Raw genomic sequence first — 15,105 nt, 5'->3', positions numbered from 1 at the left:
GCCGACAAGTCTCACCACAGCCACCCGGGATCATTGCATGAAAACCTTACGTGATGGACTCATGAGCGATCAGTTCTGGCCCTCAATGCACGCCGCCGAAGCGCTGACGCTGGTTGGCTGCGGCGATGAAGTTCGCACCGCTCTCGCGCCAAAGTTATCAACCGTAGAAGACGCCCAGCATCGCTGCGGAGTTGCCCGCGAACTGTTTCGAGCAGGCGACACCTCGGCGATCAGCGTCCTGTGGGAGGTGCTGGCCAGCGAGGATCCCTATGGTCATGGACATGCCTGCGAGTCTCTTTTCAAGGTCCAGCAAATCGGTGATGGTGAGTTACTGAAGCAACATTTGGCCGACGAGAAACTGCCGATCAAGCAACTGTTGGCGGCGGCTGCCCTGGCCCGGCATGGCGATCCAGATGCTTCGCGATGGATACACAACTGCTTGATCAGCAAGGATGACAACATGGCGCGATTGGCCGTTTGGACGATGGCCGTCAGCGGTGACGATCGCAAGATTACAGAAAGTGAGATCGCCGCCGTCCGCGAGCGGAGCAAGTCAGTCACCGATCCTCGCCACCAAGTCTACTTTCACGCTGCGCTTGCGACGTTTGGCGACGAAGCTGGTTGCGCGGCGCTGCAGCGCGATCTCACCCACGAAGATCCCGCGGTACGCGTCTATGCGGCCGAATTTTGCGGCCACGCAAAGATTGCTGCAGCGATCCCAGCCCTTACAAAAATGCTCGATGACGATGAGCTGGATGTTCGGATCCGCGCTGCGCAAGCGTTGTTCATGATGGAGAAAAGTGAGTAAGGTCAACAGCGAGCACCACACTTCAAAACATAAAGACAACGCAAAGAGATCAAAAACGATGGCTAGCACTCAACTAACCGGGTGTCGCAGTATCGCTGCACTCTTGGTCATACTTTTATTCTCCACAGCACCTAATCTTGCCCAAGAAAATCGGATGGATGGCCTCAGCAAGGTCCGTCAGCGACTCGCCGCTGGCGAGCCAACAAAGATCATCTGCTTTGGCGACAGCATCACCGGCGCCTATTATCACAGCGGCAGCAAACGCGCCTGGTGCGACATGCTGGGGCTTCTCTTGCAACAAGCCTCTCCCGAAGCCAAACTGCAAATGATCAACGCCGGAGTAAGCGGCAATACGACCGTCAACGCGCTGGCGCGGATCGAACGCGATGTGCTTGCGAAACACCCGCAACTGGTAATCATCAGTTTCGGCATGAACGATGTCGCTCGGATTCCGCTTGACCAGTACCAGCAGAACTTGCGCAAGATTATTCAGCACTGCCAAGACGCAGGCGCCGAAGTCTTGCTTTGCACGCCGAACGCCGTGTCCGAAACCGAACCACGTCCAGAAGCCAAATTAGCGCAATATGTCGCCGCCGAACGCAAGATCGCCGCCGAGTTAAATTTGCCGCTGGTCGATCTCTTCGCCCAATGGCAACAGCTTCGCAGTCAAGATCCGCTCGGCTGGTTCTTGCTGATGTGCGATGAGATTCACCCCAACATGACTGGGCATCTCCGCTTTGCTGAATTGATCGGCTCTAGGATCGCCGGCCATTCGATTGCTTTCCAGGAAACGCCGCTTCCGATTGGTACGCTCAGCGTCACCTTGGATCGATTGGCCCGCAACGAAACAATCAAGCTGGTCGCCGCTGCTCCGTATGACACAATGATCCCCGAGCAATTTCGTCGCCTCTATCCCAAGGCGAAATTTGAAGTGGTTGTCTGGCCAGCCAAAGAGCAAACCATAGCCGACGCTCTGGAGTGGGCCAAGCAAGTTCGAGGCCTCAATCCGCACCTAGTAATACCGCCGCTTCCCCCCCAAGCCTGTTTGGCGCCGCAGCCAGAATTTATCCACAACTATCAGTGGGTTCTATGTTACAGCTTACCGTATAGCGGCGGAGATTGGGATGTAGTTCCAATCCTGCCGCTAGAGCTATCGGCTGCAACGCAGCAGCAACAACCCTATCTCGATTTGGCGCGTCGCATTATCGCCGGCAAAGATCTGCTCTGGATTGAGCGGCGACCGGATGACAAACGTGCGGCTAGTGAGATTATTGGCGAGTGGATCACAGCCCATAAATAAAAAAGAACGTCGTGCTCCACGGCTTGGTGAGCCGTGGAGCACTCAATATTTAACACAAGGCAATGCTAGGCGTTCTTACAAGCCTGACGTTGCTCTCCTAGTCCGGCGATCGACAACGCAATCTGATCGCCGGCCTTCAGAAACCGAGGAGGCTTCATTCCCAAGCCTACTCCCGGCGGAGTACCGGTTGAGATCAAGTCGCCGGCTTCCAGCGTCATAAACTGCGACAGGTAATAGATCAAATAATACGGGTCAAAGATCATCGTCCGCGTATTGCCGGTTTGCATCCGCTCTCCGTTGACATCCAACGACATCGCCAACTCATTGACATTTGGGATTTCGTCTGGAGTCGCTAAAAACGGGCCAAGCGGATTGAACGTATCGCAGCTCTTGCCCTTCACCCATTGGCCGCCTCGCTCCAATTGAAAATGACGCTCCGAGACGTCATGCGACACGCAATATCCGGCGATATGTGCTGCTGCCTGATCGACGCTGTCGAGATAGCGCGCGTCTTTGCCGATCACCACCCCAAGCTCGACTTCCCAGTCGGTCTTCTCGCTCTTGCGCGGAATCAATACCTCATCATACGGACCAACCACCGTATTGGCCGCTTTGAAAAAGATGATCGGCTCAGCCGGAATCGGCATTCCCGATTCGGTCGCGTGATCGGCGTAGTTCAAACCAATGCACACAACCTTACCGGGCCGCGCGATCGGCGCTCCCCAGCGAACATCCTTCGCAACTTCAGGATACGAATCAAGCTCGCCGCTGATCTCGAACAACCGCGCTATTCCGCCCGACTGGAAAAACTCGCGATCGTAACGAGCAAAGACCGAGCTTAAGTCTTTCCGCACGCCAGAAGCGGTCAATAATCCTGGCTGCTCTTTACCCAATGGGCCAAACTGAATTAACTGCATCGCACTGTATCCTTCATCGATGATTTAATCGCTGTAATGACATGCTCCAAAACAGCCTCGTCATGTTGCGTTCCCACGTACCAACGTGCGTCAGGCAATAGTTGGACGCCGTTGTTGAGCATCGCCGCGCGAAAGCGCGTGTAAGTCTGCATGTCGGTCTTGGTTGTCTCGCGATAGTCGCGCGGCGGTTGCTTGACCCCAAAGTGTACCGAAAAGATAGAACCGACACCGCTGACCACCACGTCTAAACCAACCTCGGCCGCCGCAGTGGTGATCGCGTTGGCGACTGCTTTGCCATGGGCTTCCATCCGCTCGTAGGTCCCCGGCTTGCGCAACTCACGAATCGTCTCGATCGCGGCGACGATATTAAACGTCGTGCCGTTATAGGTGCCAGAGTGGATCGTCCGCTGATCGCGTAACACTTCAAACATCTCGGCGCGGCCGCCGACTGCCGACATCGTAAAACCACCGGCCAATGCTTTGCCATACACCGAAAGAACTGGTTCCAACCCAAAATACTCGCGAGCTCCGCCCAACGCGATGCGGAATCCGGTGATCACTTCATCAAAGATCGATACGGCGCCATATTCACGGCAAAGTTCGATCAACGTTTCTAGGTACCCAGGCCGCGGCATACAACTGCCGGAGTTCGCCAAAATCGGCTCGGTCAGTACGCAGGCAATTTCACTGCCGCAGCGAGCAAACAAGTCTTTTAAGGCTTCCTCGTTATTCCAAGGCAAGACCAACGTATCGGCATATTCGCTAGCCGGTTGTCCGCCGCAGGTTGGTTGCGCCAGCGTCGTATCTTCCGACTTGGGGCGGTACGAGACCAGCACGTTGTTCAACCAACCATGGTAGTGCCCTTCAAATTTCAAAATTTTGTCGCGGCCAGTGTGTGCGCGTGCAATGCGAATCGCGGCCTGGATTGCTTCAGTACCAGTGTTCGAGAAGATCACCTGCTCGACACCGGGAACCGAATCGACAATCAGCTCTGCCAATTCAATTTCGGCGATGTGCTGACAACCATAGGTGTACCCCTTGGCCAACTGCCGCGCAACAGCGTCATTGATGCCGGCATGATTTGACCCGACGATCAACGGCCCCCAACCTAGCGTATAGTCGGCTCGGCAATTGCCATCGACATCATAAAAGTGAGCGCCGTCGGCATGTTCAATATACAAAGGCGTTTCAGTCACAAAACGCCGCAACGAACTTGATACGCCGGTCGCCAACGAGCGACAAGCACGCTGATAAAGCTCTGCAGAACGAGTTGTCGTTTCTGTGGAAGCCATAAATTACTCCAGGTAGGACGCTGCCTGAGCGATTCACGCAGCAAAATCAAACGGGTATGGAACGCTTTGACATTTGCCAGGCGTTCCAGTATTCTGAATCTATTGTTCAGCATAATAGAAGTCAAGGAGTTTCCGTGAAACCCTTCCACGCAATCCAAAACCCCGATACTCCGGTTAGTCACCTGCCGTTCAGCCCTGCGGTCCAAGTGGGGCAGTTCGTCTTTGTCTCGGGGCAAGCTTCGGTCGACGAAACAGGGCAGATCGTCAACGATACTTTCGCAGGCGAGATGCGACGCAGCCTCGAGAATATCCGCAAGATTCTCTCCGCCGCCGGGCTGACGATGAACGACATTGTGCAAACGCGCAATTACGTCGGCGCCCAGTCAGACCTGGCCGAATTTAATCAGATCTACGCCGAATACTTTGAAGCTCCCTACCCCGCACGCACGACGTTGATGGGCTGTTTGGGTACGCTGCTAAAGTATGAAATCGACGTCGTCGCCGTTGCGCCGCGTCTCGCCTAGGAGCTGGAACAATGCGCGTTGGCATCATCTCGTTGCTGCATGAGTCGAATACCTTCGTCGCGGCGCCAACCACTCTCGACAATTTTCGTCACGATCTTTTACTGACCGGCGATGAGATCATTCCGAGATATGAAACGGCCCATCATGAGGTTGCCGGCTTTATCACGGGCCTGCGCCTGGCCGAGATCGAGCCGGTCGGAATTTTTGCAGCGCGCGCGCTTCCCAGCGGAGTCATCGCGGCCGCTACGTTTGACGAACTGGTCAAACGCATGTTGGAGCAGTTGGCGCAGCACGATCAGCTGGAGGGTCTGTTGATCGCTCCCCACGGAGCGACCGTCGCCGAAAACCATCCCGATGCCGATGGCTACTGGATGCAGGCCGTCCGCGAAGCCTTTGGCTCTGACAAACCAATCATGGGGACCCTCGACCCACATGCGAATCTTTCGCCGCAAATGGTCGCGGCGACCGATGCCCTCTTTTCGTATCGGACCAATCCACACATCGATCAATCCGATCGAGGACGAGAAGCGGCTAAGATGATGGCTCGTACATTGCGCGGAGAAATCCGTCCCCGGCAAGCAGCCGCCTATCCACCATTGGCAATCAATATCGAGCGACAATGCTCTACCGAGTTTCCCTGTCAGCAATATGCTGAATGGGTATCAGAAGTTCGCAATCGACCGGGCATCCTTGGCGCTAGTCTCTTCTACGGCTTTCCCTATTCCGACGTCGCCGAGATGGGATCGGCAATGCTTTGCATTGCCGATGACAACGCTGATCTTGCCGCCAGCACCGCGGCTGAGTTGGCCGAGCGCATGTGGAACGACCGCGCTAACACGCTAGGTTTGTTCTGTAGTATTGATACTGCCATTGATCAAGCGCTAACAATTGCTGGGCCTGTCTGCTTGCTCGACATGGGCGACAACGTCGGTGCTGGCTCGCCAGCCGATGGAACCTGCATCGCCCAACGCTTGATCGAGCGGAAAATCGATCGCGCGTTTGTCGCGATCTGCGATCCGGCAGCGGTCGACGCGGCGACTTCAGCCGGTGTTGGAGCCGTCAGTCCCCTTACAATCGGCGCTTGGCAAGACCGCATGCATGGAGAGCCGCTACAGGTCACTTGCGAGATCCTCTCGCTGCACGAAGGAAAATTCGCCGAAGAGCAGCCGCGTCACGGCGGAAAGACTGAATTTGACATGGGCCCCACCGCGATCGTTCGGCCCCAAACAGGTCTCACGATGCAAATCACTTCACAGCGAACAGCCCCATGGTCGCTCCGACAGCTAACGTACTGTAATCTGGCGCCCAGCGACTTCCAGATTATTGTCGCCAAGGGTGTCAACGCGCCTTTGGCCGCTTATACGAGCGTTTGCCCTTCATTTATCCGTGTTGATACGCCTGGCGTTACGACTGCCAATCTCGATCGGTTGCAATATTCGCATCGCCGAGTCCCCATGTATCCATTTGAAACAGGCACTACTTGGTGAGGCTTTCCCGAAGTTTGGAGATTTTGTTGGTAATATTCGATTTCGTTTTCCGCTTTGTAAAGGAAGAAGACAATCCTTTTGCGGAGGACAGAACCATGCCAGACGGATCACGAAAACGACGCTTTTCCAGCGACTCAGCCAAACGAACCTGGTACGCCCACTGGCGATCAGCCCGCTTTGCACGTCGCTTCGGTTAAGTTACTCTCACCCACCCCAACGAACTTGCATCTACCCATCGACGGCGCCGATCAGATTGCAGAGCTTTCTCCAGACTTCCTGCGGGCAGTGCCCTTGCTCTTGGCACGCAAAATCCAAAGACTTACCACCGCAGCAGTAATCGATCCCCAACTCTTGAAACAGCGTTAACGTCTCGGGATGATCGATTACCCAATCCGGGACTGAAGTTTCCAGCGAACAGTGTGCCATCGTTACTTCTCATTGAATCGCGCAGATTCGCTTCTGGCCAGAAACTTCATCAGGGCCAACACAACGCTGCCCCCGGTTCGGGGTTCTGCTGGATTGCCTGGATACGTTCGTTTTTACCTTGACGAGGAGGTCCCGGCAAGGTATTCATGTAAAAGACGTACAACTTATACATCTTTCAAGAATTAAGCCCGATGAAGCTCACTACGCAAACCGATTACGCGCTGCGAACGTTGATGTTCCTCGCGACGCGCTCAAGTCGAGCAAACGTGTCTGACGTAGCGCAGTTGTTTGACATTTCGGTGCATCATGTCGCGAAAGTCGTCAATACGTTAGCGAAATTGGGCTATGTCCGCAGCGTTCGCGGCGTCGGCGGAGGCATCGAACTAGCTCGCCAACCTCAAGAGATTCGCTTAGGAGTCGTGATCGAGCAGTTCGAGGGAAGCACGCACCTGCTCGACTGCATTGGAGCCGAAGATATTTGCGTGATTCAATCCTTTTGCAAACTCAAAGGGGCGCTCGCCGAAGCGGAGCGCGTGCAGCGCGAATATCTCGACAGCGTGACCTTGGCCGATGTCGCGCCGACCTCACGACAATTGCAGCTGCTATAAACCTGTCGACGCGACAGCGGCCCTTGCGACCACTTATTTATACCAATCAACACCTAAGGCAATAGGCGGAACCCATGGATCTTCAAGCGGCCAACATCCGGCCCCTGCTGTGGATCGCAATCGTTCTGGCGACCAGCGGCTTCGCTTTCTTACAAAGCGAAACACTGGCCGCAGAAGTAGGCGACAAAATCGTCCCCCCCACGGAGAAAAGCCTAACCGCGAAAACGCCGATCGGATTGTCCGAGGCCCGCGCTCGTGCGCGGCTATTGTACGAAACGATTCATGGAGCGTTGCAAGTGGTGCATCGCGACTTTTTTGACGAAGAAGAATCGCATGCGATTCCGTCGCGATCACTGGAAGACGTCTTCGCCGAATTAGCGCGCAGCCATAATGTGACCGTTCGCTGGATCTCAGTAAATACGGATGCAATGAACATCGACAATGAACCGACTAGCCCTTTTGAGAAAATCGCCGCCAAGACGCTCGCAAAAGGAGAGTCCGAACATCATGAAGCGGTCGAACAGGATCAATACCGCTTTGCAGGCGCCATCCGACTTTCTTCGCGTTGCCTGAAGTGTCATGTTCCGCATCGAACCAATACGAATGCTCGACTGGCCGCCCTAGTGATTTCGATGCCAGTGGAAGAACAGGAGAAGTAAGTCATGCTGCGAAACGCCTTCATGACCATGGTGCGCAACGCTCTTCTTTGCGGCTTCTGTTTCCTCCTGACGCCGCCGCTCTGGGCACAGTTTGATTTTGAACGAGAACCAATTAACTACGGCGCAGATCTGCGGGACAATCCGGTCGCCCAGATACAAATGCAACTCAACGCCAATCCGTCGCAGTTAGAGTATGAGCCGGAACATGGCTATCTGAAATCTGTGCTGGAGCAGTTGAACATCTCGCCCCAATCCCAAGTACTGGTCTATTCCAAGACCAGCTTTCAGCTTCCCAAGATTTCACCCCGCCGCCCACGCGCCCTTTATTTTAATGACGATTCCTACGTGGGCTGGGTGCAAGGGGGAGACGTGCTTGAGATCATGACGACCGATCCCCAGCATGGAGCGGTCTTCTATACGCTGTCGCAAGAAAAGGAAGAGCCGCCGAAGTTTCTGCAGGATCGTGGTCAATGCATCACCTGTCACGCAACTTCACGCACGCAGGGAGTTCCCGGCGGATTGATCCGCTCGGCATTTGTGAACGCTTCAGGCCAACCCCACTATGGATCCGGGACATTTACGACGGATCATAGCAGTCCCTTCGACGAACGCTGGGGAGGTTGGTACGTCACCGGCCAGCACGGGACGATGCGTCACATGGGAAACGTCATTTCGCGTGATCGCAATGATGCTGAAAATATCGATCGCGAAGCCGGCGCTAACTTGACCGACCTATCGACCAAACTAGATCTCACTCCCTACTTAACGCCGCATAGCGATATAGTCGCACTCATGGTGCTGGAACACCAAACCCAGATGCACAACTTTCTGACGCTGGCCAATTTTGAAACGCGTCAGGCACAACACCATGATCAAGTCATGAACAAAGCACTCGACCGTACAGACGAATACGAGAGCGATACCACGCATCGACGTATCGAAGCCGCAGGCGAAAAGCTGCTCCGCTATATGCTGTTTGTTGACGAGTTCCCACTCGCGTCGCCTATAACGGGAACCTCCGAATTCGCAAGCGAATTTGTGTCCCAAGGGCCGCGTGATTCGCAAGCACGATCACTCCGCGATTTCGATTTGCAAACTCGACTGTTCAAGTATCCCTGCAGTTACCTGATCTATAGCGAGTCATTTGATCAGTTGCCGGCCAAGGTCAAGCAATACGTCCAACGGCGACTTCAAGAGGTCCTATCGGGTGACGATCAGGACAAAGCTTTTGCCCATCTCACGTCAGAAGATCGTCGCGCAATCCGCCAGATCTTGACCGAAACAAAGCCAGAGCTGTGGCCGAAATGATCTGGAGTAGATTGGGTGCAGCAGAGCGCAACCCAACAATCGGCTCGCTAGTGCAAAAAGGGAGGTGGTCCACAAGAGTCACGCACCTCCCCCCTTTCAGAACGATGTATTTGAAGCCTCTGGATGACTTCGTTAAGCGGCCTGCGGTTGGCTGACAATCTCTTGTCGCGGGCCGAAAAATTCGAAGTGAATCCGCGATTCATCTACACCCAGTTCTTTCAAGCTACGATAAACGTTTTGCATGAACGGTTTCGGTCCACAGAAAAAGTAATCGGCTTCTGCATAGGGTGTGTAGTCGCGGAGCAAGTCTGTATCAATCAAGCCCTCGCGATCACAGCGTCCACTGTCGACGTCCTCAGGGGCGGCTTGATCATACAAGACTTGGGTCGAAAGATTGCTCGCACTTTCTTTCAGCGTGTTGATTTCGTCGGCAAATGCGTGGACGCTACTGTCCCGAGCTGCCTGCATAAAAATGAGAGGGCGTTTGTTCCCTTGGAGCACTAACGACTTCAACATCGACAGCAACGGCGTTACCCCAATTCCGCCCGCCAAAAACACCACCGGGCTTTCCGTTGCTTGGATTGGCTGGATGGTAAATTCGCCGCACGGTGGTCCCAATTCCAACACATCCCCCTGCCCTACCGCATCATGCAAATAGTTCGAGATTAGTCCCTCCGGAGCACCCGCCAAGAAGGCCGGCTCCCGTTTGACGCTGATCCGATAGTGCGACATGCCTGCAGCATCCGAGAGACTGTAGTTGCGTGGAGAGGTCGGCGTGGTTGGGTGATTGATTTGCACGGTGACATATTGCCCCGGCTTGAATGCTGGCAGCTTGCCGCCGTCGGCGGGACGCAAATAGAAGGAAGTAACCACATCGCTTTCAGGAACTTTGCGTTCGACGATAAATTTGCGATAGCCATTCCAGCCGCCAGGTAGCGTCCGCTGCTCTTCATAAATCTGCCGTTCCCGATCGATAAAGACCGACGCCAAAAATTGATAAGCTTCGGCGGCGGCAGCCAGCACTTCGTCCGTCGCAGCATCCCCCATCACCTCTTTAATTGCCGCTAGCAAGTGCTTGCCGACAATCGGATAGTGCTCTGGCTGGATCCGTAACGAGCAATGCTTTTGAGCGATCAGCTCGACCGCTGGGCCAAGCGCCGCCAAATTGTCAATGTTCGAAAAATAGGCGCAAATCGCTCCGGCCAAAGCCCGCTGCTGACCGCCCGAGTGCTGGTGTGCTTGATTAAAAAAGACCTTCACTTCCGGGTTTTCCGCAAACATTCGCGCGTAAAACAACCGTGTGACCGTCTCGGCATTCGCGGCCACCAAAGGGGTGATCTGCTTCACAATCTGAATCGTTTGTTCGCTGAGCATGATTGGGTTCCCGGGCAAATCGTGAGTTGTTCACTGACGAAAACTGGTGTAAATTGAATATCTACACCAAAAGGTACATGATTAAACCTGCACGTCAAGGTACATGTTTGCCGATTTTCCAAAATGAGGGGTCCTCCGTGCTTTCCAAAACCGCCGAATATGCACTGCGAGCCGTCGCCTATCTCGCCGCCAACACAGGCGCCGCCTCTGCCGATTTGGTCGCCGAAAAGACCAAAGTTCCGCGGCGTTACCTCCATCGCGTGCTGCAAGATCTAGCCGGCGCCAAGATTGTGCAATCGCGTCCCGGTCCCGGCGGCGGCTACGAGCTTTGCACCCCTCCCCAGGAATTAACAATCCTGGATGTGGTCAACGCCGTCGGCCCGGTCGAACGGATCCGCGAGTGCCCGCTGGGCCTGGTCTCGCACACCGAACTTTGCCCGCTGCACCGCGAACTTGATCGCGCGTATGCCGCTACCGAAGAAGCATTTCGCGGGGTCACCATCCAGGCCATCTTGGACTCGACAAGTCCGATCGTCCCCCTGTGCGATTTTCCTTAACGCGTTTGATCGCGAATCCAATCGGAGGTTTCAGGATGAATCGCCAGCTTCAAACCAAACGCATTTATGACCCGCCCAGTAACGCCGATGGAATTCGTGTACTTGCGGATCGCTTGTGGCCGCGCGGCGTGGCCAAAGCGGACGCCCAGCTTGACGTCTGGGCTAAGGAGCTCGCCCCTTCTCACGAATTAAGAAAATGGTTGCATGCAGATCCCGAGCGCTATCCAGAGTTTGTAACCAAGTACCAAGCCGAATTAAAATCGCTGCACGCTCAGGCCGATGATTTTCTGCAGCAACACACTAGCCCCCGGATCACCTTATTAACCGCGACCAAAGAAATCAGCCAAGGACATCTGCCCGTGCTGAAAGCCTTCTTAGAACAAAGACTGCAAGCGACCCAATAATTCCGCGAACCCGGCGATAACTCGGCGTCTCTCTCCCAACGCAGCAAACTTTGCTTCCCTGCTACGCCAACCTTTCGCAACTCAGGCTGCTCTCATTTCATGTCCGACTATCGAGAAATTCGCGCCAGCTATGATCGCGAGACGATCGTCGTCTATCAGGCATACAACGATGCGATCGCTGCTGCCGCACTATCGGCAGGCAAGTTTGTTCCCCCATTTTCATCTCAGCGTATGACTTGGATCAAACCCTCGTTTTTGTGGTTGATGCAGCGCAGCGGGTGGGGCGCCAAAGTGAATCAAACCCGGATCTTGGCGGTGCGAATTACTCGCAGCGGCTGGGATGCGGCGCTCGACCAAGGAGTTCTCACTTCCTACCACTCCGGTATCCATCGTTCGCAGGATGATTGGCGCACCCAATTTGAGACGGCAACGGTCCATGTCCAATGGGATCCCGAGCGTTCCCTGCGCGGGAAAAAGCTGGAGCACCGCGCCATTCAGGTTGGGATCGGGCGCCATCTCATCACGGAGTTCGCCGAAAACTGGACGCAGGAAATTGTCGATCTGACTCCACTCGTCGCCAAGTTGCGGCAATTCTGCCAGGCCGGAGACTATGACAAAGCAAAGCGTTTGCTACCGCATGAGTCAATCTATCGCGTCACACCAGCTACCGCAGTCCGACTCGGCATCGAGTCGTGACGCCGCTTTAGCAAGTCCGCCAGCGCACCGGCCAAGTGCGGAAACTGAAATGCAAAGCCCTCGGCCGGCAATCTTGTGGAGACAACAAACCGTCCATAGAGCGGCAACTCAGGATCGGTCCGCAATACATATTTGGCGCCCAACCGAACCAGCCAAGCCGGAGCAGGCAGTCCGATCGGCATCCCTACTGCTTTACGCATTGTTCGCATAAACTCGAGCATCGAGACCGGCTGCGGCGCCGAGGCGATGTAAACGCCTTGCATGGTTGGATCGTTCACTGCACGCGCGAAGATGCGATTCATGTCAAGCTCATGAATCCAACTCATCCCTTGTTGGCCATGGCCAATTTTTCCTCCCAATCCCCAGCGCGCCAGTCCGGCCAAATGGGCCAACGCTCCGCCGCCGGCGCCTTGGTCGCGGCCAATCACAAAGCTGGTTCGCAGCACAACACCCCGTTGCTGCGGCAACCGGGCTGCGGCGAATGCGGCTTCCCATGCTTTTCCAATCGTCGGGGCAAAACCGATCCCGGTCGGCGACTCTTCACTGCAAACCAACTGCGGTGGGTCTCCATAAATATGAGCCGTGCTCATCTGCACCCACACCGGCGGAGGCGTCGACAGCCTCCGCATCGCTACCCCCAACACCTGCGTCGATTCGACGCGCGAGCGGAGGATCTCGTCTTGATGGTCCGGCGACTTGATGCAGTTAACACTACGCCCAGTGAGATTGATGACGGCGGCGGCGCCCTCTAATTGTTGCGCCCAGTCTCCCACGGTCCGCGCATCCCAAGCCACATGCCGCCCAGCACCAACCACCTTCGGCTTCGAGCGCGAAAGAATCACCACCTCGGCTCCGGCGGCCGACAAGTGCGCAGCCAACGAACTCCCTAAAAATCCGCTGCCACCCGCAATCACAATCCGTCCAGCCGCATCGTTAGCAATCATCACGCAACGCTACCTTTCTACCGAAAACAGTTCCTCTGCAGTTAACCGCAAACTAAGGGGAGTGATAACCGCTACGCTAGAGGACCATGCCGCGGATGAAATAGAAATCGCGTTAGACAACGCTCTTTACAATCCCCCCATCCACGCGCAGCGCGGCGCCATTGATCGCAGACGCTTTGGGGCTGCAGACAAAGGCGACCGCGTCGCCAATCTCGGCGGGATCAATAAACCGCTGAATCAGCGACGTAGGCCGGTTCTCAACTATGAATTTCTTCTCCGCTTCCTCTGCCGGAACACCGGGAAAGACATCGGCCACAAACTGCTGCACGCTTTCGGTCATGGTAGAGCCGGGCAGCACGCTGTTGACGGTTACCGCCGTCCCTTTGGTCAGCTCGGCCAGACTGCGCGAGATCGACAATTGCATCGTCTTGGTCGCGCTATAGTGGGCCATCTCCGGCGCCGGGCTGACGCCTGACTCGCTGGAGATAAAAATGATCCGCCCCTCATTGCGCTGCAGCATGCCTGCCAGATAATGCCGGCTTAGCCGCACGCCGCTCATGATGTTGATCTCAAACAAACGTTGCCAGGCTTCATCGGTCTCTTCAAAAAAACCAACCGCTTCATAGATTCCCAAATTGTTGACCAAAACATCCACCGCCGGAAAAGCGTCTATCGTCGCCTGACATCCCAGCGCGGTCCCATTGTCGGCAACCAATGGAACCAAATCGGCATCGGGAACCGCACTCCGCAGAGCAACCAATGCCGCGGCGACGCTCTTTTCGGATCGACCGTTGACTATCGTCCTCGCCCCTTCGCGCGCCAGCGAAGTGGCGATCGCCAACCCAATCCCGCCGGTCGAACCGGTTACCAACGCTGTTTTTCCTGCTAATTGCAAATCCATGCTTGGCTCTTGTCTGCTCGATGGTTATTGATTGCGCAAAATTTATCACTCGTCGTTTTGATGTCTTTTACCACGTTCGCGATACGTCGCCGCTGAAAGTTTTTTTTGGGAGAGAATCTCGACAATCTTATTTTCTCCACCATGGCATTCCATTTTTCCCTACGAAGCAAGCGGCGCTCACTTACAATAGAACAGCAGTTTGTGCTCAGCCAGCGCAGCGGCCGCGTCACAACGTATTCGCGGCGATGACTCCACTCTCAGAATGAAAAACCCAAGCAGGCATGACCGAGTTTCTCGCAGCAGTCCAAGCACTGGAAACAGGCGATCCCCATGCGGCGGATCGACTTTTTCCGCTGGTATATGATCAACTCCGCCGGTTGGCCGCCGCTCATTTGTCTCAGGAAAGACCCGGGCACACGCTGCAACCGACAGCCCTCGTGCACGAAGCCTATCTGCGGCTGGTCGGCACTTCCGCAGCGGACCAATGGAAAAGCCGTGAACATTTTTTTTCGGCCGCCGCGATCTCGATTCGCCGCATCTTGATCGATCATGCACGCAGCAAGCAAGCCGTCAAACGAGGTGGCGAATTTGTCCGTCGCGAACTGGACGACGTCGCCACATTCCCCCAACCTCACGAAGACATTCTGGCCTTGGATGAGGCGCTTACCCGTCTGGCTGATATCAATCCAGCGGCGGCAGAACTGGTGCAACTTTGCTATTTTACCGGACTTTCGCACGCCGAAGCGGCTCAAATCATGAATGTTTCCGAGCGAACCACGCGGCGACTTTGGACCTATGCTCGCGCTTGGCTCCGCCGCGAGATCGAATCGGAAGAGCCCTCAAAGCCCGAATGACATTTTTGGCCGCTTGGGCTCGGCAAATACGCACTGTTCTTCATAA

The 15,105-nt window shown here is 55.2% G+C and carries 17 protein-coding genes; 11 read left to right on the top strand and 6 right to left on the bottom strand.

The window, feature by feature from the left end:
- Positions 1-37: 37 nt before the first annotated feature.
- Both SH421x_RS06020 and SH421x_RS06015 read left to right on the top strand, forming a co-directional pair.
- A complete protein-coding gene (locus SH421x_RS06020) occupies positions 38-808 on the top strand; it encodes a HEAT repeat domain-containing protein (protein ID WP_488854499.1) in 771 nt (256 codons plus the stop codon).
- Between the two features lie 154 nt (positions 809-962).
- The gene (locus SH421x_RS06015; RefSeq protein ID WP_488854498.1) at positions 963-2,108 is read left to right on the top strand and encodes an SGNH/GDSL hydrolase family protein; all 1,146 of its coding nucleotides are present in this window, start codon (positions 963-965) and stop codon (positions 2,106-2,108) included.
- Positions 2,109-2,173: 65 nt separating this feature from the next.
- Here SH421x_RS06015 and SH421x_RS06010 read toward each other — a convergent pair whose 3' ends face one another.
- Together SH421x_RS06010 and SH421x_RS06005 are read right to left on the bottom strand one after the other, a co-directional pair.
- The gene (locus SH421x_RS06010; protein WP_488854497.1) at positions 2,174-3,025 is read right to left on the bottom strand and encodes a fumarylacetoacetate hydrolase family protein; all 852 of its coding nucleotides are present in this window, start codon (positions 3,023-3,025) and stop codon (positions 2,174-2,176) included.
- Positions 3,016-4,317: an aspartate aminotransferase family protein gene (locus tag SH421x_RS06005; protein WP_488854496.1), complete on the bottom strand. Its 1,302-nt coding sequence runs from the start codon at positions 4,315-4,317 to the stop codon at positions 3,016-3,018. Before SH421x_RS06005 ends, SH421x_RS06010 begins: the two co-directional genes overlap by 10 nt.
- Positions 4,318-4,451: 134 nt before the next feature.
- Between SH421x_RS06005 and SH421x_RS06000 the strand changes: the two genes are divergently transcribed.
- Together SH421x_RS06000 and SH421x_RS05995 are read left to right on the top strand one after the other, a co-directional pair.
- Positions 4,452-4,841, top strand: a complete 390-nt coding sequence (locus tag SH421x_RS06000; protein ID WP_488854495.1) for a RidA family protein — start codon at positions 4,452-4,454, stop codon at positions 4,839-4,841.
- Between the two features lie 11 nt (positions 4,842-4,852).
- The gene (locus SH421x_RS05995; RefSeq protein ID WP_488854494.1) at positions 4,853-6,328 is read left to right on the top strand and encodes a M81 family metallopeptidase; all 1,476 of its coding nucleotides are present in this window, start codon (positions 4,853-4,855) and stop codon (positions 6,326-6,328) included.
- 228 nt (positions 6,329-6,556) lie between these two features.
- Here the strand turns inward: SH421x_RS05995 and SH421x_RS05990 are convergent, their stop codons facing one another.
- Positions 6,557-6,754: a DUF542 domain-containing protein gene (locus tag SH421x_RS05990; RefSeq protein WP_488854493.1), complete on the bottom strand. Its 198-nt coding sequence runs from the start codon at positions 6,752-6,754 to the stop codon at positions 6,557-6,559.
- A 191-nt stretch (positions 6,755-6,945) separates the two neighbouring features.
- Here SH421x_RS05990 and SH421x_RS05985 point away from each other — a divergent pair, with 191 nt between their 5' ends.
- From SH421x_RS05985 to SH421x_RS05975, 3 genes are all read left to right on the top strand, one after another.
- On the top strand, positions 6,946-7,362 hold the full coding sequence (locus tag SH421x_RS05985; RefSeq protein WP_488854492.1) for an RrF2 family transcriptional regulator: 417 nt from the start codon (positions 6,946-6,948) through the stop codon (positions 7,360-7,362).
- A gap of 74 nt (positions 7,363-7,436) precedes the next feature.
- A complete protein-coding gene (locus tag SH421x_RS05980) occupies positions 7,437-8,021 on the top strand; it encodes a c-type heme family protein (protein WP_488854491.1) in 585 nt (194 codons plus the stop codon).
- A 3-nt stretch (positions 8,022-8,024) separates the two neighbouring features.
- A complete protein-coding gene (locus SH421x_RS05975) occupies positions 8,025-9,329 on the top strand; it encodes a hypothetical protein (RefSeq protein ID WP_488854490.1) in 1,305 nt (434 codons plus the stop codon).
- A 132-nt stretch (positions 9,330-9,461) separates the two neighbouring features.
- Here SH421x_RS05975 and hmpA read toward each other — a convergent pair whose 3' ends face one another.
- Positions 9,462-10,703 carry an NO-inducible flavohemoprotein gene (gene hmpA, locus SH421x_RS05970; protein WP_488854489.1) on the bottom strand — a complete coding sequence of 414 codons (1,242 nt, stop codon included), beginning with the start codon at positions 10,701-10,703 and terminating at the stop codon, positions 9,462-9,464.
- Between the two features lie 137 nt (positions 10,704-10,840).
- Here hmpA and SH421x_RS05965 point away from each other — a divergent pair, with 137 nt between their 5' ends.
- The 3 genes from SH421x_RS05965 to SH421x_RS05955 all read left to right on the top strand — a co-directional run bounded on the left by SH421x_RS05965 (position 10,841) and on the right by SH421x_RS05955 (position 12,360).
- Positions 10,841-11,260, top strand: coding sequence for an Rrf2 family transcriptional regulator (locus tag SH421x_RS05965; RefSeq protein ID WP_488854488.1), 420 nt, complete (start codon positions 10,841-10,843; stop codon positions 11,258-11,260).
- Positions 11,261-11,295: 35 nt separating this feature from the next.
- Entirely contained in the window at positions 11,296-11,664 is a 369-nt protein-coding gene (locus SH421x_RS05960; RefSeq protein WP_488854487.1) for a DUF488 domain-containing protein, read from the top strand.
- A 99-nt stretch (positions 11,665-11,763) separates the two neighbouring features.
- On the top strand, positions 11,764-12,360 hold the full coding sequence (locus SH421x_RS05955; protein ID WP_488854486.1) for a DUF4291 domain-containing protein: 597 nt from the start codon (positions 11,764-11,766) through the stop codon (positions 12,358-12,360).
- Here the strand turns inward: SH421x_RS05955 and SH421x_RS05950 are convergent.
- Both SH421x_RS05950 and SH421x_RS05945 read right to left on the bottom strand, forming a co-directional pair.
- Positions 12,312-13,304 carry a TIGR01777 family oxidoreductase gene (locus SH421x_RS05950; RefSeq protein ID WP_488856414.1) on the bottom strand — a complete coding sequence of 331 codons (993 nt, stop codon included), beginning with the start codon at positions 13,302-13,304 and terminating at the stop codon, positions 12,312-12,314. The genes SH421x_RS05955 and SH421x_RS05950 overlap by 49 nt on opposite strands.
- Positions 13,305-13,416: 112 nt before the next feature.
- Complete coding sequence (locus SH421x_RS05945; RefSeq protein WP_488854485.1) at positions 13,417-14,205, bottom strand: SDR family NAD(P)-dependent oxidoreductase; 789 nt, start codon at positions 14,203-14,205, stop codon at positions 13,417-13,419.
- Between the two features lie 281 nt (positions 14,206-14,486).
- On the opposite strand from SH421x_RS05945, the gene SH421x_RS05940 reads away from it, so the two are divergent.
- Positions 14,487-15,059 (top strand): ECF-type sigma factor, encoded by a 573-nt coding sequence (locus SH421x_RS05940; protein WP_488854484.1) that lies wholly within the window; start codon positions 14,487-14,489, stop codon positions 15,057-15,059.
- Positions 15,060-15,105 lie beyond the last annotated feature (46 nt).

Source organism: Blastopirellula sp. SH421, from assembly GCF_057808535.1.
The sequence above is the reverse complement of the archived record's forward strand: the minus strand, read 5'-3'. Positions and strand labels throughout refer to the sequence as shown.

What these genes read in the sequence shown, in the direction of transcription:
- SH421x_RS06020 (WP_488854499.1), top strand. Translation starts at nt 38, where the DNA reads ATGAAAACCTTACGTGATGGACTCATGAGCGATCAGTTCTGGCCCTCA.
- SH421x_RS06015 (WP_488854498.1), top strand. Translation starts at nt 963, where the DNA reads ATGGATGGCCTCAGCAAGGTCCGTCAGCGACTCGCCGCTGGCGAGCCA.
- SH421x_RS06010 (WP_488854497.1), bottom strand. Translation starts at nt 3,025, where the DNA reads ATGCAGTTAATTCAGTTTGGCCCATTGGGTAAAGAGCAGCCAGGATTA.
- SH421x_RS06005 (WP_488854496.1), bottom strand. Translation starts at nt 4,317, where the DNA reads ATGGCTTCCACAGAAACGACAACTCGTTCTGCAGAGCTTTATCAGCGT.
- SH421x_RS05995 (WP_488854494.1), top strand. Translation starts at nt 4,853, where the DNA reads ATGCGCGTTGGCATCATCTCGTTGCTGCATGAGTCGAATACCTTCGTC.
- SH421x_RS05990 (WP_488854493.1), bottom strand. Translation starts at nt 6,754, where the DNA reads ATGGCACACTGTTCGCTGGAAACTTCAGTCCCGGATTGGGTAATCGAT.
- SH421x_RS05985 (WP_488854492.1), top strand. Translation starts at nt 6,946, where the DNA reads ATGAAGCTCACTACGCAAACCGATTACGCGCTGCGAACGTTGATGTTC.
- SH421x_RS05980 (WP_488854491.1), top strand. Translation starts at nt 7,437, where the DNA reads ATGGATCTTCAAGCGGCCAACATCCGGCCCCTGCTGTGGATCGCAATC.
- SH421x_RS05975 (WP_488854490.1), top strand. Translation starts at nt 8,025, where the DNA reads ATGCTGCGAAACGCCTTCATGACCATGGTGCGCAACGCTCTTCTTTGC.
- hmpA (WP_488854489.1), bottom strand. Translation starts at nt 10,703, where the DNA reads ATGCTCAGCGAACAAACGATTCAGATTGTGAAGCAGATCACCCCTTTG.
- SH421x_RS05960 (WP_488854487.1), top strand. Translation starts at nt 11,296, where the DNA reads ATGAATCGCCAGCTTCAAACCAAACGCATTTATGACCCGCCCAGTAAC.
- SH421x_RS05955 (WP_488854486.1), top strand. Translation starts at nt 11,764, where the DNA reads ATGTCCGACTATCGAGAAATTCGCGCCAGCTATGATCGCGAGACGATC.
- SH421x_RS05950 (WP_488856414.1), bottom strand. Translation starts at nt 13,304, where the DNA reads ATGATTGCTAACGATGCGGCTGGACGGATTGTGATTGCGGGTGGCAGC.
- SH421x_RS05945 (WP_488854485.1), bottom strand. Translation starts at nt 14,205, where the DNA reads ATGGATTTGCAATTAGCAGGAAAAACAGCGTTGGTAACCGGTTCGACC.
- SH421x_RS05940 (WP_488854484.1), top strand. Translation starts at nt 14,487, where the DNA reads ATGACCGAGTTTCTCGCAGCAGTCCAAGCACTGGAAACAGGCGATCCC.